This window comes from Bradyrhizobium sp. RD5-C2 (assembly GCF_019972155.1).
Lineage (GTDB): Bacteria > Pseudomonadota > Alphaproteobacteria > Rhizobiales > Xanthobacteraceae > Bradyrhizobium.
Genome location: NZ_BOVL01000005.1, coordinates 93,868 through 120,543, shown reverse-complemented (window position 1 = coordinate 120,543; position 26,676 = coordinate 93,868). Strand labels below are relative to the sequence as shown.

23 protein-coding genes are annotated in these 26,676 nt (G+C 65.3%); 12 read left to right on the top strand and 11 right to left on the bottom strand.

The genetic code is table 11. From position 1 onward, the window contains the following. Positions 1-115 precede the first annotated feature (115 nt). The gene (locus BraRD5C2_RS02715) at positions 116-1,660 is read left to right on the top strand and encodes a cation:proton antiporter (RefSeq protein WP_223966676.1); all 1,545 of its coding nucleotides are present in this window, start codon (positions 116-118) and stop codon (positions 1,658-1,660) included. Between the two features lie 172 nt (positions 1,661-1,832). Then, positions 1,833-2,603: a hypothetical protein gene (locus tag BraRD5C2_RS02710; protein ID WP_223966675.1), complete on the top strand. Its 771-nt coding sequence runs from the start codon at positions 1,833-1,835 to the stop codon at positions 2,601-2,603. Positions 2,604-2,605: 2 nt separating this feature from the next. On the opposite strand, the gene BraRD5C2_RS02705 is transcribed toward BraRD5C2_RS02710, so the two are convergent. From BraRD5C2_RS02705 to BraRD5C2_RS02690, 4 genes are all read right to left on the bottom strand, one after another. Continuing rightward, the gene (locus tag BraRD5C2_RS02705; protein ID WP_223966674.1) at positions 2,606-3,412 is read right to left on the bottom strand and encodes an SDR family NAD(P)-dependent oxidoreductase; all 807 of its coding nucleotides are present in this window, start codon (positions 3,410-3,412) and stop codon (positions 2,606-2,608) included. A gap of 111 nt (positions 3,413-3,523) precedes the next feature. Next, entirely contained in the window at positions 3,524-3,937 is a 414-nt protein-coding gene (locus BraRD5C2_RS02700; RefSeq protein WP_223966673.1) for a DUF1850 domain-containing protein, read from the bottom strand. Continuing rightward, on the bottom strand, positions 3,898-6,006 hold the full coding sequence (locus BraRD5C2_RS02695) for a TRAP transporter permease (protein WP_223966672.1): 2,109 nt from the start codon (positions 6,004-6,006) through the stop codon (positions 3,898-3,900). Before BraRD5C2_RS02695 ends, BraRD5C2_RS02700 begins: the two co-directional genes overlap by 40 nt. Positions 6,007-6,159: 153 nt before the next feature. Beyond that, complete coding sequence (locus tag BraRD5C2_RS02690; RefSeq protein ID WP_223966671.1) at positions 6,160-7,107, bottom strand: TAXI family TRAP transporter solute-binding subunit; 948 nt, start codon at positions 7,105-7,107, stop codon at positions 6,160-6,162. 174 nt (positions 7,108-7,281) lie between these two features. On the opposite strand from BraRD5C2_RS02690, the gene BraRD5C2_RS02685 reads away from it, so the two are divergent. Next, positions 7,282-8,541, top strand: a complete 1,260-nt coding sequence (locus tag BraRD5C2_RS02685; RefSeq protein ID WP_223966669.1) for an MFS transporter — start codon at positions 7,282-7,284, stop codon at positions 8,539-8,541. A gap of 350 nt (positions 8,542-8,891) precedes the next feature. Further along, complete coding sequence (locus BraRD5C2_RS02680; RefSeq protein ID WP_223966667.1) at positions 8,892-10,106, top strand: EAL domain-containing response regulator; 1,215 nt, start codon at positions 8,892-8,894, stop codon at positions 10,104-10,106. Between the two features lie 14 nt (positions 10,107-10,120). On the opposite strand, the gene BraRD5C2_RS02675 is transcribed toward BraRD5C2_RS02680, so the two are convergent. Both BraRD5C2_RS02675 and BraRD5C2_RS02670 read right to left on the bottom strand, forming a co-directional pair. Continuing rightward, positions 10,121-11,023 carry an HpcH/HpaI aldolase/citrate lyase family protein gene (locus BraRD5C2_RS02675; protein ID WP_223966665.1) on the bottom strand — a complete coding sequence of 301 codons (903 nt, stop codon included), beginning with the start codon at positions 11,021-11,023 and terminating at the stop codon, positions 10,121-10,123. A gap of 19 nt (positions 11,024-11,042) precedes the next feature. After that, a complete protein-coding gene (locus tag BraRD5C2_RS02670) occupies positions 11,043-11,522 on the bottom strand; it encodes a hypothetical protein (protein ID WP_223966664.1) in 480 nt (159 codons plus the stop codon). A 205-nt stretch (positions 11,523-11,727) separates the two neighbouring features. On the opposite strand from BraRD5C2_RS02670, the gene BraRD5C2_RS02665 reads away from it, so the two are divergent. Then, positions 11,728-12,027 (top strand): hypothetical protein, encoded by a 300-nt coding sequence (locus BraRD5C2_RS02665; RefSeq protein ID WP_223966662.1) that lies wholly within the window; start codon positions 11,728-11,730, stop codon positions 12,025-12,027. A gap of 71 nt (positions 12,028-12,098) precedes the next feature. On the opposite strand, the gene BraRD5C2_RS02660 is transcribed toward BraRD5C2_RS02665, so the two are convergent. Beyond that, complete coding sequence (locus BraRD5C2_RS02660) at positions 12,099-13,295, bottom strand: hypothetical protein (protein WP_223966661.1); 1,197 nt, start codon at positions 13,293-13,295, stop codon at positions 12,099-12,101. Between the two features lie 364 nt (positions 13,296-13,659). Further along, complete coding sequence (locus BraRD5C2_RS02655) at positions 13,660-14,289, bottom strand: NUDIX hydrolase (protein ID WP_223966660.1); 630 nt, start codon at positions 14,287-14,289, stop codon at positions 13,660-13,662. A 92-nt stretch (positions 14,290-14,381) separates the two neighbouring features. Here BraRD5C2_RS02655 and BraRD5C2_RS02650 point away from each other — a divergent pair, with 92 nt between their 5' ends. The 3 genes from BraRD5C2_RS02650 (at position 14,382) to BraRD5C2_RS02640 (ending at position 16,356) form a co-directional block, all read left to right on the top strand. Beyond that, positions 14,382-14,807 (top strand): PaaI family thioesterase, encoded by a 426-nt coding sequence (locus BraRD5C2_RS02650; protein ID WP_050405556.1) that lies wholly within the window; start codon positions 14,382-14,384, stop codon positions 14,805-14,807. Between the two features lie 27 nt (positions 14,808-14,834). Then, entirely contained in the window at positions 14,835-15,845 is a 1,011-nt protein-coding gene (locus BraRD5C2_RS02645; RefSeq protein WP_223966659.1) for an aldo/keto reductase, read from the top strand. Between the two features lie 310 nt (positions 15,846-16,155). Beyond that, on the top strand, positions 16,156-16,356 hold the full coding sequence (locus BraRD5C2_RS02640; protein ID WP_223966658.1) for a hypothetical protein: 201 nt from the start codon (positions 16,156-16,158) through the stop codon (positions 16,354-16,356). A gap of 99 nt (positions 16,357-16,455) precedes the next feature. Here the strand turns inward: BraRD5C2_RS02640 and katG are convergent, their stop codons facing one another. Next, positions 16,456-18,621 carry a catalase/peroxidase HPI gene (gene katG / locus BraRD5C2_RS02635; protein ID WP_223966656.1) on the bottom strand — a complete coding sequence of 722 codons (2,166 nt, stop codon included), beginning with the start codon at positions 18,619-18,621 and terminating at the stop codon, positions 16,456-16,458. Positions 18,622-18,739: 118 nt separating this feature from the next. Here katG and BraRD5C2_RS02630 point away from each other — a divergent pair, with 118 nt between their 5' ends. Then, positions 18,740-19,696 carry a LysR substrate-binding domain-containing protein gene (locus tag BraRD5C2_RS02630; protein WP_223966654.1) on the top strand — a complete coding sequence of 319 codons (957 nt, stop codon included), beginning with the start codon at positions 18,740-18,742 and terminating at the stop codon, positions 19,694-19,696. Positions 19,697-20,083: 387 nt separating this feature from the next. Here BraRD5C2_RS02630 and galU read toward each other — a convergent pair whose 3' ends face one another. Both galU and BraRD5C2_RS02620 read right to left on the bottom strand, forming a co-directional pair. Beyond that, the gene (galU, locus tag BraRD5C2_RS02625; protein ID WP_223966652.1) at positions 20,084-20,959 is read right to left on the bottom strand and encodes a UTP--glucose-1-phosphate uridylyltransferase GalU; all 876 of its coding nucleotides are present in this window, start codon (positions 20,957-20,959) and stop codon (positions 20,084-20,086) included. A gap of 145 nt (positions 20,960-21,104) precedes the next feature. Further along, the gene (locus tag BraRD5C2_RS02620; RefSeq protein WP_223966649.1) at positions 21,105-22,406 is read right to left on the bottom strand and encodes an NADH:flavin oxidoreductase/NADH oxidase family protein; all 1,302 of its coding nucleotides are present in this window, start codon (positions 22,404-22,406) and stop codon (positions 21,105-21,107) included. A gap of 88 nt (positions 22,407-22,494) precedes the next feature. Here BraRD5C2_RS02620 and BraRD5C2_RS02615 point away from each other — a divergent pair, with 88 nt between their 5' ends. From BraRD5C2_RS02615 to BraRD5C2_RS02605, 3 genes are all read left to right on the top strand, one after another. Continuing rightward, positions 22,495-22,914 carry a MerR family transcriptional regulator gene (locus BraRD5C2_RS02615; protein WP_223966647.1) on the top strand — a complete coding sequence of 140 codons (420 nt, stop codon included), beginning with the start codon at positions 22,495-22,497 and terminating at the stop codon, positions 22,912-22,914. Between the two features lie 133 nt (positions 22,915-23,047). Then, the gene (locus tag BraRD5C2_RS02610; protein ID WP_223966645.1) at positions 23,048-24,427 is read left to right on the top strand and encodes a lytic murein transglycosylase; all 1,380 of its coding nucleotides are present in this window, start codon (positions 23,048-23,050) and stop codon (positions 24,425-24,427) included. Between the two features lie 326 nt (positions 24,428-24,753). Beyond that, entirely contained in the window at positions 24,754-26,490 is a 1,737-nt protein-coding gene (locus BraRD5C2_RS02605) for an SGNH/GDSL hydrolase family protein (RefSeq protein ID WP_223967200.1), read from the top strand. Positions 26,491-26,676: the final 186 nt, after the last annotated feature.

The window sequence follows — 26,676 nt, the reverse complement described above, 5'->3', positions numbered from 1 at the left end:
GACCCCTGATGTCCGGCGGCGCCATTTGCCGCAAAACCACACGCTGGATTATACGTCAATTGCGACGATCGGCTGCACTTGGAGCCGCACGTTGGGCCGCACTTGGGGGTTCGCCTTGCTGACATTCGAATGGATCATCGGCCTGTTGCTCGCGGCGGTGGCACTGTCAGCGCTGGCGCGGCGGATCAAGGTGCCCTACCCGACCTTTCTTGCGCTCGGCGGCGTGCTGCTGACCCTGCTGCCGTGGGCCCCGACCTGGGCCCTGGAACCGAAACTGGCGCTGGCGCTGTTCGTCGCACCAGTGCTGCTCGATGCTGCCTACGACACCTCGCTGCGCGACCTCCGCAACAACTGGCTGCCGGTCTCGACGCTGGTGGTGGTCGCGGTCGGCGTCACGACGGCGGCGGTCGCCGTGGTCGCGCACTGGCTGCGCCCGGACATGCCCTGGCCGGTCGCGATCGCGCTCGGTGCCATCGTGGCGCCGCCCGACGCGGCCGCGGCCACCGCGATCCTGCGCCAGGTCAACCTGCCGTACCGGATCCAGAAAATCCTCGAAGGCGAAAGCCTGCTCAACGATGCCACGTCGCTGTTGATCTATCGCGTCGCGGTCGGCCTGGTCGCCGCCGAGCACATGAAGATCCGCGAATTCGTGCCGTCGATCACGGTCGCACTGGTCGGCAGCCTCGCCGCCGGCTATTTGTTCGCACGGGTCTGGATGATGATCACCCGCCGCATCACCGAGGCGCCGAGCGCGATCATCACGCAATTCGGCGGCACCTTCATGGTGTGGATCGTCGCCGAGCATCTCGGCCTGTCCGGCATCCTCACCATCATCGCCTATGCCATCACCATCGCCCGTACCGCGCCGGCCCGCACCTCGGCACGGCTGCGCGTGTCGTCCTATGCGGTGTGGGAGACCGTCGTGTTCGTGCTCAATGTGCTCGCCTTCATGCTGATCGGCCTGCAGTTGCGCCCGATCTGGTCCGAGCTCGACGACGAGGTGCGGTGGAAATATTGCAGCTTTGCGGCCGCGATCCTCGCCGTCGTGATCCTCGCCCGCATCCTCTGGGTGATGCCCTACGGCGCCCTGCTGCGCCTGCTGAAGGCGCGCCATTGGCTTCCCGCCCATGTGGTGGAGGCCGTGCCGACCCTGAAGCGCGGCTTCATCGTATCGTGGTGCGGCATGCGCGGCATCGTCACGCTCGCCGCCGCGTTTGCACTGCCTGAATGGTTTCCGTATCGCGACCTGATCCTGCTGACGGCGTTTGCCGTGGTGTTGGGCTCGCTCGTGATCCAGGGACTGACCTTGCGGCCGCTGATCCTGGCGCTCAATTTCGATGACGACGATCCGGTCGGACGCGAGGCGGCCCATGCCCGCAGCGTGGTGTTTCGCGCCGCGCTCGAGGAGATCGATGCCGACCCGTCGGAAGAAGCCGAGATCCTCCGGCTCGAATATCGCGCCGTGCTCATGCGTGCGGAGAACGACCCCGACGGCGGCCTGACCTCACGCGAGCTGCCGTCGGATCCGATCCGCCGCCGCGCCATCGCGGCCGCGCGTCAGGCGCTGCTCAAGCTGCGGCGCAGCGAGACCATCGGCGACGATGCCTTCCATCTGGTCGAGGAAGAGCTCGACCGCGCCGAGCTCAGCGTCGAGGCCTAAAGCATGATTCGGAAAAGTGCGAAGCGGTTTTCCGAAAAGATCAGGTTCAAACAAGAATCTAGGTGCGATGACGCTTCAACCTGATCTCGTTGCGCTTTAGTGCCCGGCGGCGGTCACAAATCCCGGCAGATTTCCCATTGAACCATGACGGAGTTTGCCGGACCTAACATTCATGACAATCCTGATTGACCGCAACTCGCCCGGCGCCTCGGTGAAAGTCGAAGCGCAGTACTTCTATTTCTATATGGCGTTGTCGTGCATGGCGGTCGCCCTGCTCGGCTTTGCGCCGACCTACTGGGTGCCGATGGCGCGGGGTTCGCTGGCCGCGCCCCCTGTCGTGCATTTGCACGGCCTGCTGTTCTTCGCCTGGACGCTCTATTTCGTGCTGCAGAGCTGGCTTGCGGCTTCGGGGCGGATCGCGCGGCATCGCCGGGTCGGCATGATCGGCGTATCGCTTGCAACCGCCATGACGATGCTGGGCCTGATGGCCTCGATCAGCGTCATGAAGCGCTCGGCCGCCATCGGGCAGATCAACGAAGGCATCGCCTTCTCGATCGTCCCGTTTAGCGGCATCCTGTTCTTTGCCGTCGTTGTCGCGCTCGCTATCATCTATGTCCGCGACCGCGAGACTCACAAGCGGCTGATGCTGCTCGCGGCCATCTCGATCCTCGATGCGGCGGTCGCACGCTGGTTCCTGACCTTCCTCGCGCCACCCGGCCCGCCGGGTCCACCGCCGGTCCCGGTGACGATCGCGCCCGCGTTCGTCGCCTATCTGCTGCTGGTCGTCGCGATCGTGTTCGACTGGCGCACCCGCGGCCGTCCGCACCCGATCTATATCTATGGCGGGCTGGCGCTGGTCGCGGTGAAGCTGCTGAACTGGCCGATCAGCACCTCGGCAGCCTGGCATTCGTTCGCCGGCGGAATCCTGGTCCTGGCGCAGTAAGTTCAGGCACCCGACTTCGAGGTGATGCCGCCGTCGACCACGAGCTCGATGCCGGTGACGTATTTCGATTCGTCCGACGCCAGGAACAGCGCGGCGTTGGCGACGTCCCAGGCGTCGCCCATATGCCCCATCGGCACCTGCGCGTCGCGGGCGCGCCACATCGCTTCGACATCGCCCTTGGCATAGCTCTGCGCCAGTCCCGCCGAGTGTTCGACCATCGGCGTCTTCATCAATCCCGGCAGGATCGCGTTGACGCGCACATGCTTCGAGGCGAACTCGACCGCGGTCGAGCGCGTCATCTGGTTCATCGCGGCCTTGCTCGCGTTGTAGCTGACATAGGAAATGCCGACATGGCGGATTGAGGCGATCGAAGAGATGTTGATGATCGAGCCGCCGCCCTGCTTGATCATGACGGGAATGACGTGCTTCATCGAGAAATAGGCGCTCTTGAGGTTGACCGCGAAGACGCGGTCCCACTCGGCTTCCGCCACTTCCACCACGCTGCCGACCTCGGCGATGCCGACATTGTTGTCGAGCACGTCGATGCGGCCATAGGTCTTGAGACAGGCCGCGACCATCGCCTCGACCTCGCCGGCGCGCGAGACGTCGGTGGTGAATGCGGCCGCCTTGCCGCCCTCCCCGGTGATGATCTTGACCGTCTCCTCGGCCGCCGCGCCGTTGCGATCGACGCAGAACACGCTGGCGCCCTCGCGCGCGAAGGTCACGGCGGTCGCCTTGCCATTACCCCAGCCGGGCCCGATCGAGCCAGCCCCGACCACCATCGCAACCTTGCCCTTGAGCCGATCCATCGCCTGTTCTCCCGTTTGTTGTTCTTGCAGCCTGACGTAATCCGTAGCCCGGATGAAGCGAAGCGCAATCCGGGAACATCGGCCCCGGATTACGCTGGTGCTCCATCCGGGCTACGGACTTTTGCACACACTCATCGTCGTGACATTAGCACCGATCGGATGTCCGAAAATCTCCGATAGCGTCTGGCAGCGTCCCGCCTCGCACAGGTGCCATTCGCCCGCCGCCCCGGAATTGCCGAGCACGACCTCCGCCCTGGGCACCGGCGGCGGCGACCATTGAAACCAGCCGCCAATGAGCCGCGCCTCCGGCGGCGGCTCCATGCCGGCGCCGGTGCCCTTGATGCGTGCTTGCAGTAGCGTGAGTCCGGCGGGCGTGACCTGCCAGTCTTCCTGCCAGGCGGTCTTCTCGATCGAATGCGTCCAGCTGAGCGTGAAGGCCGCAATCGACAGCGCCTTCACGACACCGGCGGATGCGAGGCAAAGGCTCAAGCCGCTGCCACCGCATCGCGCGGACGCTGCCGCCATTGCCACAGCACGACCGCAGCGGCGAGCGTGAAGCCCGCCGTATCGGAGAACTGGAAGTCCCCGAGCAGGCAGAGCGCGGCGCCGAAGGCGACCACGATCTCGATCAAGGTCAGCCGCGTGAACAGAAATCCGATCGCGACGATGCCGAACAACCCGATCGCCACCAGCGCCTTGAAGGTCGCCAGCGCGACCGCGCCGTAGAACCCGAGTTGCGCGGCCATCGGATCATTGCCTTGCAGCATCAGCGCCGGTGAATAGACGAAGATGAAGGGAATGACGTAGCCGGCAAGCGCGATGCGCATCGCTTCCCAGCCGATCTTGTCCGGATTCTCCTTGGCGATCGGCGCCGCCGCCAATGCCGCGAGCGCCACCGGCGGCGAAAGATCGGCCATGATGCCGTAGTAGAACGCGAACATGTGGCTTGCGATCAGCGGCACGCCGAGCTTGGCCAGCGCAGGCGCAGCCAGTGCCGCGGTGATGATGTAAGTCGGGATGGTCGGGATGCCGGTGCCGAGCAGGATCGACAGCAGCATGGTCATGATCAGCGCCAGGAACAGGCTCTTGGCGCCGAGCCCGATAATCCAGCTGCCGAAGATGGTGCCGACACCGGTCTGCGTCATCATGCCGATGATGGTGCCGACGATGGCGCAGGCCATACCGACGGTCAGCGCCGACTTGGCGCTGTCGGCGAGCGAGTCACGGCAGGCTCGGAGCGTGGCGCGGCCGCCGCGTGTGATCGCAGCGATGACCACGAGACCAACGACGACGCTGGCCACCGGAACGATCTCGAGCCCGTGGCGCGACACCGCGGCAACCACCAGCGCAAGCCCGATCCAGCAGATGTAACGCACGACGGTGTTGGAGAAGCCGAGCGTGATGCTGGCGCCGAGGATCAGCGCGACCGTCAGCGCGAGCCCCATGCTGCCGGCATAGAGCGGCGTGAAGCCTTCGAACAGCATGTAGACCAAAGCTGCGAGCGGCAACACCAGGTACCAGCGCGCAACCAGCGCCTTCCAGGCGCTCGGAATCTCCGAACGCTTCATGCCGACAAGCCCATGCTTGCCGGCTTCCAGATGCACCATCCAGAACGCCGAGGCGAAATACAGGATCGCCGGAATCACGGCGGCCTTGACGATCTCCGAATAGGGAACGCCGAGCGTCTCGGCCATGATGAAGGCGACCGCGCCCATCACCGGCGGCATGATCTGGCCACCCATCGAGGCGGTGGCCTCGACGCCGGCGGCAAACGCGCGGCGATAGCCGAACTTGATCATGAGCGGAATCGTGAACTGGCCGACGGTGACGACGTTGGCGACGCCGGAGCCGGAGATCGTGCCCATCATGCCCGAGGCGAACACCGCGACCTTGGCCGGGCCGCCGCGGGTGCGGCCGAACAGGCCGAGCGAGACGTCGGTGAACAGCTGGATCATGCCGGCGCGTTCGAGGAACGAGCCGAACAGGATGAACAGGAAGATGTAGGTCGCCGAGACATAGATCGGCACGCCGTAGAAGCCTTCGGTGCCGAACGAGAGATGGGTGACGATCTGGTCGAAGTCATAGCCGCGATGGTTGAACGGCGACGGCAGATATTGCCCGAAGAACCAGTAGAGCAGACAGGCGCCGCACATCAGCGGCAGCGCCGCCCCCATCAGCCGCCGCGTGCCCTCGAAGATCAGGATCGCGAGCAGCGTGCCGACCGCAAGGTCCATGTTGGTCGGATCGCCGTCGCGGGCGATCAGGTCGGCATAGAAGATCCACTGATAGAGCCCGCAGAGGAAACCGGCGGCGCCGACGATCCAGCTCACCGCACGACCGAAATCGGTTTTCGCAGTGAAATTGCCGATCAGGCCGAAGGTCAGCAGGATCAGGAAGCCGACATGAACGCCGCGCACCACCTGGCTCGGAAGGTAATTGAACGCCGCGACATAGAGCTGGAACACCGCGAAGGCGAGACTGATGGCATAGGCCAGATGCCCCCAGGCGCCCAGGCCGAAACCTTCCGGAAAGCCATGCTCGAAATTGTCGAATTCAACCTTGATGGGCTGCTCGCCCGCAACCTGCTGCTGCATATGATTGGTCCCCCGCCGTGCCCGCGACGCTTATAGCACCTTGGCCAAATCGTCATGCGCGGGCCTGAACCGCGCATCCATCGCAAAATAATGTCCTTGGAAGATGGATGGCCGGGTCGAGCCCGGCCATGACACCTCGAAACGTAGCCGGCCCTACTTGATCAGGCCCTTTTCCTTGTAATAGCGGATCGCGCCGGGATGCAGCGGCACCGGGCTGCCGGTCGCGGCGCTCGCGAGCTTGATCTCCTTGCCCGCGGCGTGGGCATTGGCGAGTTCCGGCAGCGATTCGAAGACCAGCTTGGTCATCTGATAGGCGAGATCGTCCGACACCGCGCTCGAGGTGACGAGGTAGTTCACGACCGCAGCGGTCGGCACGTCCTTGTCCTGGCCGGTATAGGTGTTGGCCGGGATGATCACGGAGACGAACGGCGGGCCGATCTTGTCGACGGTCTCCTTCGGCACGGCGACCACGGTGATCTCGCTCGAGGTCGAGAGGTCCTTCAGCGAGGCGACGCCGAGGCCGGCGGACTGCAGCGTGGCGTTGAGCTGGCGGTTCTTCATCAGATCGACCGATTCGGCGAACGGCAGATACTCGACCTTGCCGAGATCCTTGTAGCTCATGCCGGCGGCTGCGAGGATCGCGCGCGAGTTGAGCTCGGTGCCGGACTTCGGCGCGCCGACCGACAGGCTCTTGCCCTTGAGATCGGCGAGCGTCTTGATGCCGCTTTCGGCGGTGGCGACGATCTGGATGTAATTCGGATAGATCGCCCCGATGGTGCGCAGCTTGTCGAGCTTGCTCTTGAAGCCGGCCTCGGCGTCGCCTTCCCAGGCCGCCTTCAGCGAATCGCCGAGCGTGAAGGCGATCTCGCCGCGGCCCTGCTGCAGCAGCACCAGGTTCTCCACCGAGGCCTTGGTCGCCTGCACCTGGGTCTTCACGTCGGGGATCTTGTCGCCGTAGATCTTCCCGATCGCGACGCCGAGCGGATAGTAGACGCCCGAGGTGCCGCCGGTGAGCACGTTGATGAACTGCTGGGCCTGTGCGACAGGCGCAGACAAAACACTGGCGGCCACGATCGCGGCAGCCATCAACCTTGAATTCATGAGTATTATTCTCCCCTAAGCCGGGCCGGAAATTGGCCGCACGCCCCTGCCGGGTCAACCCATCCAAATGACGCATGCAAGGCCGAAACCCCTGATGGCAGCACCACTTTACCTGCGCAGGAACCCTGTGCCCGCGAGCGGGTTGAGGTGCGCAATCTCGCCGCGAGGTATCACTTGCAGCCGTCCGGGACGCCCGTTGAGCGCGCGCTTGATGCGTTGAACTTCTTCCTCGCCGACGTGCGGGACGGGCTCGGCCCTTATCTGGCGATCTACCTCCTGACCGAACGGAGGTGGGACGAGGCCTCGATCGGGTCGGTGATGTCGATCGCGGCGATCGCCGGGATCGTCGCCCAGACACCGGCCGGCGCCCTGATCGACCGCAGCCGCGCCAAGCGCGCCTTGATGATCGCAGCCGCGGTCGCCGTGACCGCAGCGTGCCTGCTGCTGCCGCTGCTCGACCACTTCGCGCTGGTCGCGGCGACCCAGGCGCTCGCCGCGGCCGCGGGCTCGGTGTTCGCGCCGGCGGTCGCCGCGGTGACGCTCGGCATTGTCGGACCCAAGGCGTTCGCGGCGCGGACCGGTCGCAACGAGGCGTTCAATCATGCCGGCAACGCGGTCGCCGCGGCGATCGCCGGCGGCACCGCCTACTGGTTCGGTCCCGTCGTCGTGTTCTGGCTGCTCGCGGCGATGGCGCTCGCCAGCGTCGCCGCAACGCTCTCGATTCCAGCCGCCGCGATCGACCACCAGGTCGCGCGCGGGCTCGACGGTGACGCCGAGGAGCATGGCACGCTGCATGACCAGCCGTCCGGCTTTCGCGTGCTCCTGACCTGCAAGCCGCTGCTGATCTTCGCGGCCGCGACCGTGATCTTTCATTTTGCCAATGCAGCGATGCTGCCGCTGGTCGGACAGAAGCTCGCATTGGTCAACCGCAATCTTGGGACCTCGCTGATGTCGGTCTGCATCATCGCGGCGCAGCTGGTGATGGTGCCGGTTGCGATGCTGGTCGGACGCAAGGCCGACGTCTGGGGCCGAAAGCCGATCTTTGCCGTGGCTCTCGCGGTGCTGGCGATCCGTGGCGCGCTCTATCCGTTGTCGGACAATCCATACTGGCTGGTGTCGGTCCAATTGCTCGACGGCGTCGGCGCGGGAATCTTCGGCGCGCTGTTCCCGCTGGTCGTCGCCGATCTCACGCACGGTACTGGGCATTTCAACATCAGCCAGGGCGCGATCGCCACCGCAACCGGCCTCGGCGGCGCGCTGAGCACGGCGGTCGCCGGGTTCATCATTGTCCACGCCGGCTACAGCGCCGCCTTTCTGTTTCTTGCAGCCGTCGCTTGTGCCGGGCTGATCGGCTACTGCGCGTTGATGCCGGAGACGTTGCGAACGGCAACGGCGACGTCACGCACGACTGCATTGGCATCGCAGAACGGATGATCTGATTCGCCGTTCGTGCTCGGCGGCAACTCGATCTGATGTCCGACAATGGTGCAATTCCGCTTCTGCATCGACCCGACACCACAGTCATTAACGTCGTCTCGCGATGACACACGCGCGCAACGTTTCCGGTGCGGTGCAAAGTCGGACACGATTGCTCTCATGAACGCCAGATGACGCATTTGTTGCGCCCGTAACCGCGGCAAGACGCGGCGATTCCGGGATCATTTGAGTCGAATTGAATCCTTTAAGGTTAGCGAACCAATCAATGTATGAACCAGAAATTTCCATGATTGCCACGGCTCTTGGATGTACGAGTCAGGCCGGGGTAATTACGGATAAGGCGGGGCATGAACCACATCAGTCACATCGGACAAACGCGAGCCGGCTGGTTCGGACATCGCAAGCTGACCCCACGCGCATGCATTGCGGACAGCAAAAAACACCTTCGGACCTTCCTCGCAGAGGCGCTGGAGGACCTCGGCTTCATCACCAGCGAATGCGGCCAGGCTTTGGAACTCGACACCGTACTGGACGCGGAACGGCCCGATCTTCTGGTGCTCGGCGTGTCCGTGGACGGCATCGAAGTCAGTAAAATTCTCGAGACTTTGGTGAGAAAGGACTACGGCGGCAAGGTCCTCGTCATCGGCCAGCCGGACTCCATCATCGTGAAAGCGGTCCGGCAGATCGGCGACGAGTACGGTGTCGCCATGCTGCCGGCACTCTCGACCCCGTTCAGCGCCGGAACCCTTCGTGACAGTCTTGCGTCATTGATGCCGCTCGAGCCCGCACCGAGCCCGGCAGTAGATGTGCCCGAAGCGCTGAAGGCCGGCTGGCTCGAGCTGTGGTATCAGCAGAAAATTCATCTCCGGACATTGGTTCCGAGCGGTGCCGAGGCGCTGATCCGGATGCGCCATCCCGCATGGGGCGTCGTGCCGCCTGCCTACTTCATCCCCGACGAAACCGATCCGCATTTTCATGCGCTGTCCGAGTTCGTGATCGAGCGCGCGATCGAGGACTGGCGCTATCTGCTCGAACAGATCGGACCGGTCGATCTTTCGATCAACCTGCCGATCTCGTTCCTCGCCGACGATCACGCGGTGCGCGAGCTTTGTTACCGGATTCCGGATCATGCCGCCTTCGCCGGCCTGCTGATCGAGATCGACAGCGCCGAGGTGGTCGACAATCTCGATTTGGCGATCGATGTCGCCCGGCGCGTTCGCCTTCACAATATCGGCATCTCGATCGACAATGTCGGCGCGAACTGGCCATCCCTGCTGGGATTGCCGAACTTTCCGTTCGTCCAGCTGAAGGTCGACCATCAATACGTCACCGGTTGCGCGGATCAGCGCCTGAAGCAGACGGTGTGCCGGCGTATCGTCGAGCTCGCACACGACGCCGGCGCGCAAGTTATTGCGCAGGGGGTCGAGACGCGCGCGGACTTTCTCGCCGCGCACGAGATGGATTTCGATCAGGTCCAGGGCTACCTGTTCGGCAAGCCGATGGGCGTCAAGAAGTTCGCCCGCTCGCGCATGCACTTCTCGGAGAAACAGCCGGCGTCCTGAGGCATGGCCTCCGGTTAGGCTCGAGTGTCGCGATCGATCGCGCGCAGCGCTTCGCCGCGCGCGATCAGGCGCTTTGCGTTGGAATAGGTCGGGACTTCCAGCAGCGAGCCGTCCAGCTCGACGCGCCCAAGGCCCTGTGCCCGCGCCGCTTCGAACGCAGCTACGATCCTGCCGGCCTGACGCAACTCATCCTCGCTTGGCGTGAGGACGCGGTTGACGATCGCGGCATGTGCAGGATCGACCAGGCTCTTTGCCGTGTAACCCAGCCGTCGCGCCCAGATCGTGTCGCGATCGACGCCCGCAGCGTCGCTCCAGGTGTAGGGGCAGTCGACCGCGACGACATTGGCGGCGCGACATTCGACGATGAAGCGCTGCCGCGCGTAAGCGAGCTCCAGGCCATCGCTGCCGCGCTCGGCGCCAAGGTCGGCGGCGAGGTCCTCGGAGGCCATCAGGCAGCCGATGGTCCGCCGGCTTGCGGCCGCGATCGCGCCGGTCTGCACCAGGCCGCGCGCGAACTCGATGTTCGGCAACAGCGACGTCGATCCCTCGGCGATGCCATAGTCGCGCTCGAACCGTGTTACCGCCTCGTCGAGCCTGACAACATGATGCGGCTCGGCGACCTTCGGCAGCGCGACGATATCGGGATGGCCGCGCATCACGGCGGCAAGATCGTCCATGCCGTCCTGGTCCAGCGGATTGACGCGGACCGCGACCACCGCGCCCTGGTCGCGCCAGGTCGCGTACAGCTCGGCCGCCAGCGCCCGCGCCTTCGGGCGCAGCAGCGGCGGGGTGAAGTCCTCGAGCTCGTGGATCAGCACGTCGGCGCCGCCGGCGGCCGCGCCTTGCAGGGCCGCCTCGTTGGCGCCTTCGAGAAACAGCCAGGAGCGGCACAGCGGGGCCGGGCGCAACTTGCGCATCACGCCGCCCGCACAGCCGTCACTGAAACGTCATGTCGAGGCATTTCGAGATGTCGGAGCCGAGACCGGACGAGATGGTGATGCAGCCGCGGATCTTTTGGGTGTTGGCATCGCTGGCCCAGATCGCATAGCCGCCCGGACCGAAGAACGAATTGGTGTTCGGCGGCTCGGTCTCGGTGGCGTCGAACGTGTAATTGCCGTCGGTCTCGAAGATGCGGGGCTTCTTGGTGCAGCCGCCGTCGGCCTGGACGTTGATGACCTCCTTGTTGTCCCGCGTCAGCGCCAGCGAAACCTGGCAGCGGAAGTATTCGGAGGTCTTGGCGTTGAACAGATAAGCGTAGGACTTGCAGGTCGCGGTGTTGAGCTTGCCGGCCGACAGGCCGCGGCTGCAGGAGATCCGCTGGTTGTTGGAGAGCTTGAACTCGTCCGCCTGCGCGACTGACGCCAGCGCCATGAACGACAGCGCGACACCGATACCGATCTTCATGACGTGGTTCATCCCGATCATCCCCAGGTAGTGTTTCCGGCAATCGAAGCGTTTGTAAACGGTAACGCGAAGATAGTCGCCAAGCTTGATGCGGGAAATCACAAAGTCAGTGATCTACGATAGCGGTCGCGCCGATTGTCGTATTGACGCGCGAATGCCGTTCGTGATTTGTTCAAAAACGTGGGGACGACGCCGTTTTTTCGGCCGGAGGTGGATCATGACGCATTTTTTGACCAAGACCTTTATTGCGACTGCGGCGGTTGCCGCACTGACGACATGCGCATTCGCGCAGGAGGCTGCGCCCTGGGAGCTGAAGACCGACATGGGCTACGCCTATGACAAGGACGGCAAGACCTGGGCCTACAAGATGGGGACCAGCAATGCCAACACGCTGCTGAAGGGCGCCAAGAAGGTGCCGAAGGGGACGCTGTTCTTCATCGGCCACAACGGCCAGCTCTACATGCGCTCCGGGCCTTATCTCGAAGGCGACGGCAAGTTCATGTTCGGCTCGAATTAGAGCGTTTTCGAGCGAAGTGGACGCCGGTTCGCGTGAAGAAAACGCGTCAAGCTCTGCGTCTTCGGCAGACCTCAGAACGCCGCGGCCAATTCCCGGGCGCCGGGCTTGTTGCTGTTGAAATCCATCCGTTCGTTGGTGATGGCGAGCAACTTGGCCACGGTGTTGTGACGGATCGCGACCGGATTGCGTTCGTAGCCTGAGCGCTGGAAGAAATTCGTGGTCGGCACCTGCTCGCGCATCGCCTGCGGCATGGTCACCATGTCGAGGCCGGTGCCGTCACCGGTCAGGTTCATCATCTCGAGCTCGGCCGCCATCAGCGGCCTTGTGTAGCCCTTGTTACGGGCGAAGATCACCGAGGTCAGCAGCTTGTGGGTCTGCAGCATTGGGCCGATATCGATATCGAGCACCATGGCGTGGCAGGCCCAGCCCTGCGGTGTATCGGCGAGGCGTTGATGCGCCGACCAGTCGTCGGGCACGGTCAGCGTGAACGCGACCATCTTCTTCAGCACCGCGAGCTTGTGCTCCATGGCCTTGCGCGCCGGCCCCTGCGTCGCCGCAACCCGCGCGGTCAGATCCCGCACGAATTCATGGCCCTGCTCGGCCAGGAGTTCGACGGTGTTGGTGGTGAGCAGCTGGTTGTAGCCCATCGCCGTGGAGATGGCGCGCTTGCCGCCGTGCTCGATGCCCGCCTGCACGTCGTAATTGCCGGTGCCGCCGGTCTCGAACGAATAGACCCGCACCGCCTGCTCCGGCGTCAGCCCTGCGGCGCGCGCGTAACGGGCATAGGCGCGCTTGAACTCGACCTCGCTCGACGGCCGCTGCGGCGTGAACTGGAACTGTTCGGCCGCCGCCCTGACGAGATCCGAGACCACGGGAATCGTTTTGGGCGGACGCGGCGGCTTGCCGCCCTCTTCTTCCGGCGCCGGATTGACCGGACGCTTCGGGCCCTCATAGACCGGCGGCTGTTGCAGCACGTAATCGTCCAGCGTGATCTGCACGCGGTCGCGGCGCTTGGCGTTGCGGCCACGCCGCTTGTCGGCGATCGCGCTCCAATAGGCGCTGGCATCCTGCTCGAAGGCGTCGCGCGCCGCCTGATATTCCTGCAGCTTGCGGCGATATTCCATGATCGCCTGCGGCGAGGCCTGCGCCATCGCATTGGCGACGGACGGTGGCAACGCATCGGCCTCGCCGGCCAATACAGACGGCGCGCTGGCGGCGAGCGCGAGCGCGACAAATCCAGGAACGAGGCGAATCAATTGCGGGCGCATGGCCTCGTTGTAGCAAGCGCCACCGCGAAGTCAGCCCGGAAATGTCCGGAGCGAAAGCGGCCGGATGCCGCGATCAGGTCCAGAATTTTCGCCACAATGCGGTGTTCTCCGAAGAAACGCCGTGGAGATCGCGATGAGAATGGCACTCTGGCTCGCCGCCGCGTTGACGCTCGCCGCACCTGCGCGCGCCGAGCGTCCGGATTGCGGCTCGTTTCCGGATACCCGTTCGCGGCTCTCATGTTACGAGAATGTGTCGCGGGCGCCGCCGGAACCCGAGAGGGCCGCGCATTCGCCTGTTACACAGGGCAACGTAACAAAGATGAACGCCCGCAAGCGGCGTCACAAATAGCCGCATCGTTGCGGCCTACTTCCATGCGAACACCGGCTGCTCGAGATCAGCGACGCGGGTGTCGCGGCCGGCGAGCACCTCACGGAACTGATAGATCAGCGCGGCGGTCGGCGCATGAATCTGCTGGCCGCCGAGCCGGAAGCGGATCACGCGACGCGCGCTCTCGGGGATCGTGACGAAGCTGAATGCATCTTCTCGCTCGACCGCGTCGAGACCGATGCGGTGGACGGAGGCGACCTCGTCCGGGTTCGGCGTGATCGCCGCTTGCGCACCCGCCCAGACCACGACCGGCGTGATCAGATAGCCGGAGCGCGTCGGATAGTCGTCGAGCATGCCGAGCACGTCGCGCTCGGACAGCGCCAGCCCAAGCTCCTCGTGCAGTTCGCGCAGCGCGGCCTGGGATTGTGTCTCGCCGGCATCGCAGCGCCCGCCCGGCAGCGCCCATTGCGCGCTGTGAGCGCGCAAGCGCGCGCTGCGGCGCGTCAGCAGGAAGGCGGTGCCGCTGCCGTCGTCGCCTTCGGTCAGTGCGATCGCGACCGCCGCGCGCTTCAGCGTCGGCGCGGCGTCCGCCGGCGCCAGGCGCGCGAATGCGGCACAGAGCTCTGCGATATTCCGCCGGGTGGCATCGTCAAATGTGCGGGCCATTGAGCTTGACTACAACACAACAGCGTTTGATGAAATGAGCGGAACGACATGCCTCCTGCGATCAATCATCTGCAAGCAAGGGATCCCTCCTCATGACGGCCAAGGCCGCGGACAAACTCAAATCCGACGGCTGGAAGATCGCCGACACCACGGGTTTCCTGACGCTGATCGGCCCATTGTGGGAGCGGTTGAAGGACGGCGCACTCGAGCTCGCGCTGATCACCGAGGACAAGCACCACAACCGCCGCGGCCTCGTGCAAGGCGGCGTGATCATGACCTTTGCGGACCGCGCCTGCGGCATGGCCGCACGCTTCGTCTCGGGCAAGCCGACGCTTGCGACGGTGCAGCTCGACACCCATTTCGTCGAGGCCGGCAAGATCGGCGAGATCCTGACCACGCGCCCCCGTGTGGTACGCTCGACCCGCAGCCTGATCTTCATCACCGCCGAGGTGACCGTCGACAAGCGCTGTGTCGCGATGGCCAACGGCGTGTTCAAGATCCTGAAGAACGAGAGTTGATCCCCGTCACACCGGAGGAAGTGCCCGATGCAATATCGCCAGCTTGGCCGCAGCGGCCTGAAGGTCTCGCCGATCTGCCTCGGCACCATGATGTTCGGCGGACCGACCGATGAGGCGACCTCGTCGCGGATCGTGGCCAAGGCGCGCGAGGCCGGCATCAACTTCATCGACAGCGCCGACGCCTATAATGGCGGCAAGTCCGAGGAGGTCGTGGGCCGCGCGATCTCCAACAACAGGTCGAACTGGGTGCTTGCGACCAAACTCGCCAACCCGATCGGCGACGATCCGAACCATGGCGGGCTGTCGCGGCGCTGGGTGTTGCAGGCCGCCGACGAGAGTTTGAGGCGGCTCGGCACCGACTACATCGACGTCTACTATCTGCACAAGGAAGACCACACCACGCCGCTCGACGAGACGGTGCGCGCGATGGGCGACCTGATCCGCGCCGGCAAGGTGCGCTATTTCGGCGTCTCCAACTACCGCGCCTGGCGCGTCGCCGAGATCTGCAACATCTGCGACCGGCTCGGCATCGACCGTCCCGTCGCGAGCCAGCCCTATTACAATGCGATGAACCGGATGCCGGAGGTCGAGCATTTCCCGGCCTGCGCCTATTACGGCCTCGGCATCGTGCCCTATAGCCCGCTGGCACGCGGCGTGCTGACCGGCAAATACGCACCCGATGCCGCGCCGCCCGCCGACTCCCGCGCCGGCCGCAACGACAAGCGCATGATGCAGACCGAGTGGCGGCCGGAATCGCTGCAGCTCGCGCAGGAGATCAAGCGCCACGCCGAGAGCCGCGGCATCACCGCCGGCCAGTTCGCGGTGTCGTGGGTGCTGAACTCCTCGTTCGCCAGCGCTGTCATCGCCGGCCCGCGCACCGAAGCGCAATGGGACGACTACATCCGTGCGCTCGATTATCGCTTCACCGCCGAGGACGAAGCCCTGATCGACCGCCTCGTCGTCGCCGGCCATCCCTCGACGCCGGGCTTCAACGATCCCGCCTATCCGATCGAGGGGCGCCGGGCACGGACCGGATAGCAGCGGCGACGAAGTTAGACTGCATCGCGTCAACGGCAGACTCGCTGCACCTCTCCCGCTTGCGGGGTCGAGACGAGCGCAGCTCGCTCTTAGGTCGCATCGCATTTCATGCGATGCGGGTGGGGGCTCTTTCCGCGATGCGACTCGTGGAGAGAGCCCCCACCCCAGCCCTCTCCCGCGAGCGGGAGAGGGAGCACAGTTCGGATGCGGCTCTCGGCTACGCCGAAGTCACGTTTCGTAGCTTCCGAATTGCGCAAGCGTCGTGTCGGCTGCACCATCAGCGCATGGAAATGCTGATGCTGGTGCTGCCATGACGGCATCCAACGTACTGGACTGGATCGTGGCTCTCCTGGTGTGCTGGGCGAGCCTGACCGCGATCTTCGAGCCTTCGCGCGGAGCCTCGCAGTGCGATGCTCCCGTCGTGATGAGCAACGCCCCGCAATCGCCGCCGGCGATTCCGACGCAGGCAGAGTTCGAGGAGATGATCCGGGACATGAAGCTGCACGACTGAGCAAGGCGCGGAAAGCCTTATCTCAATGGCGTCCCCGAAATGAAAACAGGGCGGCGCCGAAGCGCCGCCCTGCCCTGATTGCCGTGACTTACCGGCCGCTTACTTCACGAGGTCGAAGCGATCGGCGTTCATCACCTTGGCCCAGGCCGCGACGAAGTCGTTCACGAACTGCTCCTTGGCATCCGACGAGCCATAGACCTCGGCAAACGCGCGCAGCTGCGAGTGCGAGCCGAAGATCAGGTCGGCGCGGGTGCCGGTCCACTTCACCGCCTTTGTCTTGCGGTCGCGGCCCTCATAGACGCCCTGGCCGGCATCGCTCCACACCGTGCCCATGTCGAGCAGGTTGAGGAAGAAGTCGTTGGTCAGCGTCCCCGGCTTGCCGGTGAGGACGCCATGCTTCGACTTCTTGGCGTTGGCGCCGAGCACGCGCAGGCCGCCGACCAGGACCGTCAATTCCGGTCCGGTCAGCCGCAGGAGCTGCGCACGGTCGACCAACGCCTCTTCGGGCTGCAGGAACTGATGCTTGCCGCTGATGTAGTTGCGGAAGCCGTCAGCCCGCGGCTCGAGCGGAGCGAACGATTCGACGTCGGTCTGATCCTGCGTCGCATCGGTGCGGCCCGGCGTGAAGGGGACCTTCACATTGGTGCCGCCGTCCTTCGCCGCCTTCTCGATCGCAGCCGCGCCGCCGAGCACGATGAGATCGGCCAGCGATACCTTCTTGCCGAACTCCTTCTGGATGGCTTCGAGCTTGGCCAGCACACCCTTGAGCTGGGCCGGCTCGTTGACATCCCAGTCCTTCTGCGGAGCAAGGCGGATGCGCGCGCCGTTGGCGCCGCCGCGCTTGTCGGAGCCGCGGAACGTGGAGGCCGAGGCCCACGCGGTCGACACCAGTTCGGACACCGAGAGACCCGAGGCGAGGATCTTGGCCTTGAGCGCCTCGATATCCTTGTCGTCGATCACGGCATGATCGAGCGCCGGCACCGGGTCCTGCCAGATCAGCGTCTCCTTCGGCACCAGCGGGCCGAGGTAGCGCACGATCGGACCCATGTCGCGGTGCGTGAGCTTGAACCAGGCGCGGGCGAAGGCGTCCGCGAACTGATCCGGATGCTCATAGAACCGGCGCGAGATCTTCTCGTAGGCCGGATCGAAACGCAGCGACAGGTCGGTGGTCAACATGGTCGGGACATGCTTCTTCGACGAATCGAACGCGTCCGGAATATCTGCCGCCGCGCCTTTCGCCTTCCACTGCTTCGCACCCGCCGGGCTCTTCGTCAGCTCCCATTCGTACTTGAACAGGTTCTCGAAGAAGTGGTTGCTCCACTTGGTCGGGGTCTGGGTCCAGGTGACCTCGGGACCGCCGGTGATCGCGTCAGCGCCGACGCCGGTACCGTGCTTGCTCTTCCACCCCAAGCCCTGTTCCTCGATCGCGCCGCCTTCCGGCTCCGGCCCGATCAGCGACGGGTCGCCCGCACCGTGGGTCTTGCCGAAGGTGTGACCACCGGCGATCAGCGCAACCGTCTCCTCGTCGTTCATCGCCATGCGGAAGAACGTCTCGCGGATGTCCTTGGCCGCGGCAACCGGGTCCGGATTGCCGTTCGGGCCTTCCGGGTTGACGTAGATCAGGCCCATCTGCACCGCGCCGAGCGGCTCGGAGAGCTGACGCTCGCCGCTGTAGCGCTCGTCGCCGAGCCAAGTGCCTTCCGGACCCCAGTACAGCTCTTCCGGCTCCCACACGTCGGCGCGGCCACCCGCAAAACCGAAGGTCTTGAAGCCCATCGATTCCAGCGCGACGTTGCCGGCGAGGACCATCAGGTCGGCCCAGGAGATCTTGCGGCCGTATTTCTGCTTGATCGGCCACAGCAGCCGGCGCGCCTTGTCGAGGTTGGCGTTATCGGGCCAGCTGTTGAGCGGGGCGAAACGCTGCTGACCGGCACCGGCGCCGCCGCGGCCGTCGGTGATGCGATAGGTACCCGCCGAGTGCCAGGCCATGCGGATCATCAAGCCGCCGTAATGGCCGAAGTCGGCCGGCCACCATTCCTGCGACGTCGTCATCAGGGCCGTGAGGTCCTTGATCACGGCGTTGAGATCGAGCGACTTGAATTCCTTGGCGTAGTCGAAGCCCTTGCCCATCGGATCGGACAGGTTGGAATTGTGATGCAGCACCTGAACGTCGAGCGTCTCCGGCCACCAGTCGCGATTCGCGTGCCCGCGGGGCCCGCCCGTGAATGGGCATTTGCCCGCGCCGTCGTCGGTTTTTGCGTCCATGTTTCTTCTCCGAGGTGATGGATTCTGGAATGCGCTGGAGCTCTTCCAAGAACGATTCTACGCGCCCCAATCCATCAGGTGAAATTGACTTTAGTGATCGCCCCGATAAGATAATCTGATGATAAATGTCACACTCCGGCAACTGAGGTATTTCGATGCGCTGGCCCAGCATGGGCATTTCGGGCGCGCCGCGGATGCCTGCGCGGTGTCGCAGCCGGCGCTGTCGATGCAGATCCGCGAGCTGGAACGGGCGGTCGGCGGCGTGCTGATCGAACGCAATGCCCGGCAGGTCACCCTGACGACCTTCGGCGAAGATCTGCTGCATCGCGTGCGCGACATCCTGCGCTCGGTCGACGAGCTCGGCGACTTCGCGCGCGCCTCGCGCGACAAGCTCGCCGGCCGCTTGCGTGTCGGCATGATCCCGACCATTGCGCCATATCTGCTGCCGCGGGTGATCGAGACGCTGGCGCGGCTGCATCCCGAACTCGACATCCATGTCCGCGAGACGCTGACGCCGAAGCTGATCAAGGCAGTCGCCGAGGGCCGGCTCGACACCGCGATCGTGGCGCTGCCGGTGCATGAACCGTCGCTGACCGAGGTCGCGCTGTTCTCCGAGAATTTCCTGCTGGTGCGGCCGGGCGAGGATGCCAAGACGCCGGTACCGAGCGCCGAGATGCTGCGCGAGATGCGGCTGTTGCTGCTCGAGGAAGGCCATTGCTTCCGCGACCAGGCGCTGTCGTTCTGCAACATGCAATCGTCGTCGCCGCCACGCGAGGTGCTGGATGCGAGCTCGCTGTCGACATTGGTGCAGATGGTCGGCGCCGGCATCGGCGTCACCTTAATCCCCGAGATGGCGGTGACGGTGGAGACGCGCTCGGCGCCCGTCACCGTCTCGCGCTTCAAGAACCCGCAGCCATCGCGCACCATCGGCATGGTCTGGCGCAAAACCAGCCCGCTCGCCGCGCAGCTACAGCAGATCGCCGAAGTGGTGAGCCTCGCTGCTCGGGAGTTGCGTGCGCCGAAGGCGGATGGGGCGAAGGACACGAAGCGCGCGGGGCGGCGCAAGGTGGCGTGATTGGTTCGGTGGCGAAGAAGGACTGCATTCCGCGTTTAGCGCACGCGTCCCGCCGCAACCACAACCGTCGTCTCGGCGCAGGCCGGGACCCATACGCCGCGGCAGACGTCGTGATCGGGACTCGTCGTTCCGACATCGCGCAACAATGAATTTCGGTGGTTACGGGTCCCTGCTTTCGCAGGGACGACATCGTGGGCGGTTCTGGCGCAATGTCATCGCCCGGCTCGACCGGGCGATCCAGTATTCCAGAGACGCCGGCGCTTGAATCGAGAAGCCGCGGCGTACTGGATCGCCCGCTTTCGCGGGCGATGACAGCCGTGCGTGGGACGTAGCTTCGCATTCTCGCGAGTCTTGCTACTCGCCGCGCGCAGCGCGAACCGGAGCGCCCTACTTCTCCAGATACTTCTTCATCTCTGCAATCAATCCGTCGCGCAGTTCGGGGCGCTTGAGGCCGAAGGCGATGTTGGCGCGGAGGAAGCCGGGCTTGGAGCCGCAATCGTGGCGCTCGCCCTCGAACTCGACGCCGTAGAACTTCTGCGTCCTGGCAAGTCCGATCATGGCGTCGGTGAGCTGGATCTCGCCGCCGGCGCCGCGCTCCTGCGTGGCCAGGATGTTGAAGATCTCCGGCTGCAGGATGTAGCGGCCGGTGATCGACAGGTTCGACGGCGCGGTGCCCTGCGGCGGCTTCTCGACCATGCCGTCGACCTCGAAGATGTTGCCGGTGCGCTTTCCTACGCCGCAGATGCCGTATTGATGGGTGAGCTCGTCCGGCACGGCCTCGACCGCGATCACGTTCGACTTCTCGCCGAGCTTGTTGGCGGCATCGATCATCTGCTTCAGGCAGCCCGGCGTGTTCAGCACCAGCTCGTCCGGCAGCACCACCGCGAACGGCTCGTTGCCGACGATGTCGCGCGCGCACCACACCGCATGGCCGAGCCCGAGCGGCGATTGCTGCCGGGTGAAGCTCATCGCGCCGGCTTCAGGCTGGTTCTGCGCCAGGATGTCCTGCTCGGTCTTCTTGCCACGCTGCGCGAGCGTGGTGTCGAGCTCGAACATGCGGTCGAAGTGATCCTCGATGACGCCCTTGTTGCGGCCGGTGACGAACACGAAGTGCTCGATGCCGGCCTCGCGGGCCTCATCGACCACGTACTGGATCAGCGGCTTGTCGACGATCGTCAGCATCTCCTTCGGCATCGCCTTGGTGGCGGGCAGCACGCGGGTGCCGAGACCGGCGACGGGAAATACGGCTTTGCGGATCTTCATGGGATTATCGGAGGCCTTGAAATCGGGTGGGACGGCGGCGCGGAATCTAATCGCTCCTTGGTACCCGTTTTGCAGCCGAGAACAAAGGCGGATGTGTGATGCGCACCAATCCGCCTTGTCCGCCCAAGCATTTTGAGCTGCCGGCCTACCGAGGCATCCCGATAGCCCGCGCGTTCGTGCGTGACAAAACCGACGCGCCGCGAGACGCAGCCGTCGCATTGGCAGATGACACGATCCAGCGGCGATATTTGCGGGTGAGCGACGCCGTGCGCAATTGCGCGAGAACCAACGCCTTCAACGGCGAAACGTTCGGATTGGCCGTGCGGCCCCGGCTCAACCGCACCAGCTGGAATTTCACGACGGCCATGGCGGCAAGCGAGGCCATCGGCTTGCTCTTCCAGCTGAAAGCCGCGACTTCTGGCCGCAGATCCTCGCCACGGCGCCACGCATTTGGCAAATCCGGCCTGATCGCAAGCGCGGTGGCGATACCCGCAATGGCGACGCCGCTGTCGAGCACTTGTTGCACGATGCCGATGCGGCGAATGCCGCCGGTGACCATGACCGGCATCCTGGCAACCCCTGCGATATCGCGCGCGAAGTCGAGGAAATAGGCCTCGCGCGCCAGCGTGCGGCCGTCGCGCGCATCGCCTTGCATCGCCGGCGCCTCGTAGCTGCCGCCCGACAGTTCCACCAGATCCACCGGCAATTCGTTCAGCATCTCGACGACTGTCTTCGCATCCGCTGCATCGAAGCCGCCGCGCTGGAAATCGGCCGAGTTCAATTTGATCGCGATCGAGAAGCCCGGCGACACCGCGGCGCGGACGGCGTTAACGGTTTCGATCAACAGTCGCGCCCGGTTTTGCAGCGAGCCGCCCCAGCGGTCGGTGCGCCGGTTGCTCAAGGGCGACAGGAACTGGCTGATCAGGTAGCCGTGCGCGGCATGGATCTGCACGCCGGAGAAGCCGGCCTGCTCTGCGAGTGTCGCGGCCGTGACGAAGCGCGCGATCACCTCGGCGATGTCATGCTCGGTCATCGCTTTGGGCATCGCAAACAGGTTCGAATGCTTGCCGAGATCGAGCGCCACCGCCGATGGCGCCCAAGTCTGCTGGCCCATGTTCTTCATCATCTGCCGGCCCGGATGGCTGAGCTGAAGCCAGATTTGCGCGCCCCTGGCCCGGCCGATCCGCGCCCAGTCTCGGAACGCTTCAAGCGGCGTGCCGTCCTCCAGCACGACGCCACCCGGGCCGGTCATGGCGCGGCGATCGATCATGACATTGCCTGTTATGATGAGGCCGGCGCCGCCGTCGGCCCAGGCCTGATAGAGGCGCAGCAGCTCGGCCGACGGGAGATGCCCGGCGTCAGCCATGTTCTCCTCCATCGCCGCCTTGGCGATACGGTTGGGAACGCTGGTCCCGTTGGGCAAAGTGAGTGAATCGAACGGCGACATGAACAGGTTCCTTACCGAGTTCCTTGTTGATCTGCGCGCACCCTAACCTTAAAGTAAACTTTAAGGTCAAGGCGCAAGGAGCACCGCAGTGAAGATCGGGGAACTGGCTCGGGAGTCCGGCCTCGCGCCGTCGCGCATCCGCTTCTATGAGCGCGAGGGCCTGATCGGGTCGATCGATCGCGGCTTGAATGGCTATCGGCAGTATTCGCGCGGAACCAGGCAGGTCCTCGAGATCATCGTGATGGCCCAGCAGGCCGGATTTTCGCTCGACGAGATCCGGAACCTGCTGCCGCCGCACGGCAAGGGTGACTGGAGCCGCGACACGCTGGTGGCCGCGCTCAAGACCAAGGTGGTCGAGGTTGCCGCCTTGCGGCATCGACTGGCTGAAACCCAGGCCGGGCTGGAGGCCGTGATCGCGCGGATCGAAGCCACGCCGCCGGGCGGTGACTGCTTTGAGAACGCCGAAGCTGTTTTGGCGGATCTCAGGGACCACGCGAAAGCGGGTTGACGACGCCGGACAATTTGTCCCGGCCAAAATCGTCGCGCGATTTCGTCACGCCCCAAATGCTGCCCTTTGTTAAGCTATTGGAAACCGTGACCGGGCCTTCTGAGGCGGCACGATTTTGACAGGCACACGACACATGCGCGCGACCGGAACACCAAGGACCAGGCTTTGCAGCGCGAGCCTGATCGCGCTGGCCCTGCTGCTGCCGGGCGCGACGCAAGCCCAATCGGCCGGCAACGGCCTGACCAACCTGATCGACAGTATCTTCTCCCCGAACGCCGCGACACCGCCGCAGGCGGCAACCGGACAGGATGGTGCGGCGCCGCCCTGGAGCGGGGAAGACGGCGCCTCCGGCCATCCGCTGATGACGGCCGCCGCGATCCGCCAGGCCGCGTCCGACTTCCCGAACTGCGTCGCGGCGATGTGGCCGGATGCGGCGCGACGCAACATCACCCAGCAAAATTTCGAGCGCTTCACCGCGGGCCTCACGCCCGACCTGCGCATCATGGATTTGCTGGATTCGCAGCCGGAATTCACCAAGGCGATCTGGGACTATCTCGACATCCTCGTCAGCGACACCAGGCTTGCGAAGGGCCGCGAGATCCTTGCCAAATACAAGCCGCAGTTCGACGCGACCGAGAAGGCCTATGGCGTCGATCGCTATATCATCGCAGCGATCTGGGGCATCGAGTCGAACTATTCGACGCAAATGGGCGATCGTAGCGTGGTGCAGTCGACCGCGACGCTCGCCTGCATCGGCCGGCGCCAGGCCTATTTCAAGGACGAGTTCCTGTCGGCGCTGGAAATTCTCAACCGTGGCGATCTCAAGCCCGAACAGATGCGCGGCTCCTGGGCCGGCGCGTTCGGCCCGACCCAGTTCATGCCGACCGCGTTCAAGCGCTATGCGGTCGACGGCGATGGCGACGGCCGCCGCGACGTCGTCGACGATCCGAGCGACCTGATCGCCTCCACCGCCAACAATCTGAAGAAGGACGGCTGGCAGACCGGCGCAAGCTGGGGCTACGAGGTGGTGCTGCCGCAAGGCCTGAACTACATGCTGGCGGACCGCGCCAAGGCGATGCCGCTGTCCCAGTGGGAGCAGCTCGGCGTCAAGCGGCCGGGCGGCCAGTCGTTCCCGCGGCCGTCCGACAAGGCCTATCTGCTGGCGCCCGCCGGTGCCGAAGGTCCAGGCTTCCTGATGCTGCAGAATTTCCGGGTGATCATGAAATACAACCCGGCCGAGGCCTATGCGCTCGCCATCGGCCATTTCGCCGATCGCCTGCGCGGCGGCCAGCCCTTCGTGCAGCCCTGGCCGCGTCAGGAACGGGTGCTGTCGCGCGCCGAACGGTTGGAACTGCAGCAGCTGCTGGCCCAGCGCGGCTTCTACAAGGGCACGCCCGATGGCCAGTTCGGCGGCCAGACCCGCGAGGCGCTGCGCGGCTTCCAGGTCTCGATCGGCGCACCGGCCGACGGCTTTGCCACATCAGAGGTATTGGAGCGACTGCGCGGGCGGTAGCGCCGAGGTCACGACCTCCCTCGACCTCTCCCGCTTGCGGGGGGAGGTCGGATTGCATCGGAGATGCAATCCGGGTGGGGGCTCTCTCCGCACAATGACTAGCCCCATCGCGGCAACACCCCACCCCTCCCCAGCGAGCGGGAGAGGGGTGCAGTTCCCGCGTGGCGACCTGAGAGGCCCTCCCCCGAAAGTAACCGTGAAATCCGATATTTGCCGCCTGCCTTGACGGCGGCCGGGGGCACCCGATTTATGGTGGAAAAGCTGCCCGCTTGCGGCCCGATTCCGCTAATATGCTCACGTACTTCCTGATCATTGCGACGAACTCGATGGCGAAGCCGAAATCCTTCCTGCGCCTATTCACCGAAGCCGGTCCGCTGGTCGCGCTGACGGTGGCGCTTGCGTTGTTGATCGGCGTTGCCGAGCCCGCCTCGGCGCAGTTCTTCGGCTTCCCCGGCTTCGGTGGCGGACCGCCGCAACCGCAGCGCCGCGCTCCGCCGCAGCATGGCGGTGGCGGCTGGTTCGGGGGCGATTTCTTCGCGCCATTCCAGCAGCAGCCGCAATCGTCACAGCCGCAGCGGCCACGCGAGGATTTCTCGCGCGCTCCGCCGCCGGCCAAGCGCGAAGCCGCCGCCGAGCGCAACGTGCTCGTGATCGGCGACGCGATGGCCGACTGGCTCGCCTACGGCCTGGAAGACGCCTATTCCGACCAGCCCGATATGGGCGTGATCCGCAAGCACAAGACGGTCTCCGGCCTGATCCGCTATCAGCCCAAGGGCGACCCGGCGGACTGGGCTGCGGCCGCCAAGGGCATTCTCGCCACCGAGAACCCCGACGCCATCGTCGTGATGCTCGGCCTCAATGATCGTACCTCGATCCGCGAACCGGTCGCGGAGAAGAAGGTCGACAAGAAGGACGAGAAGAAGGACGCGCGCGCCAAGCCGGACGCAAAGCCGGGCGACAAGCCCGATACCGCCGCCAAGACCGATGGCAAGACTGACGGCAAGGCTGATGCCAAGACCGACAGCAAGCCGGCCGATGCCGAGCTGCCGGCCGACGACGCCGACACCGACTCGCAGGCCGCGCCGGAAAAGACCGCGCGCTCGCCCAACGGCCTCTATGACTTCCGCGACGACCGCTGGGTCGAGCTCTACGGCAAGAAGATCGAGGAGCTGATCAACGTGCTGAAGAGCAAGGGCGTGCCGGTGCTGTGGGTCGGCCTGCCCGCCATCCGCGGCCAGAAGGGCACGTCGGACATGCTGTTCCTCGACGCGCTCTATCGCGACGGCGCCGGCAAGGCCGGCATCACCTATGTCGACGTCTGGGACGGCTTTGTCGACGAGGCCGGCCGCTTCATGCCGAAGGGCCCGGACTTCGAAGGCCAGCCGCGCAAGCTGCGTTCCGATGACGGCGTGTTCTTCACCAAGGCCGGCGCGCGCAAGCTCGCACACTATGTCGAGCGCGAGGTGACCCGCCTGCTCGCGGTGCGCACCGGCCCGATCGCGCTGCCGAGCGAACCGGCAACGCCCGAGACCAGCACCGAGCCCGGCAAGCCCCCGCCGCGGCCGCTGGCAGGCCCCGTGCTGCCGCTGGTCGCCTCCACGGTCGGGACCGATCAGTTGCTCGGCGGCCCCGGCTCGCGGCCTGCCGCGGTCGACGCGCTCGCCGCGCGCACGCTGGTGAAGGGCGAGGCCCTGGCGCCGCCGGCCGGCCGCGCCGATGATTTCGCCTGGCCGCGCCGCGAGATGGGCCGCGAGCAGGCCAAGGGCGACGTGCCGGTTGCCGCGACCACGCCGGCCGCACCGGCAAGCGGCCCTGCCAATCCGCCGCCCTCGACCACGGCGATCGCGCCCGACGGCTCGATCATCACCGCGCCGAAGCCGCCAAAGCGTGTGTTCCGTCCGGCCCAGGCCCAGCCGCAACAGCAGCCACAGACGCAGCCCTGGCTGCGTGACATCTTCGGATTCGGTGCGCCGCAGCAGCAGCGCCCGCTGGTCGCACCGCCGCCGCGGCCGCCGCGCAACGTCGGACAGCGTGCCGCAGTGCCGGGGAATCCCTGGCAGTAGGCAGCGCGCGCCTTCTCATCGAATTGAAGCTAGATCCACGTCATTGCGAGCTAACGGGTCGCGCGAACGCGCGCCCGATGACAGGCTCCGCGAAGCAATCCATCGATCGATCCGCACACGCGGACGGATAGATTGCTTCGTCGCTTCGCTCCTCGCAATGACGGTGAGCGAGATGATGTCGACCGC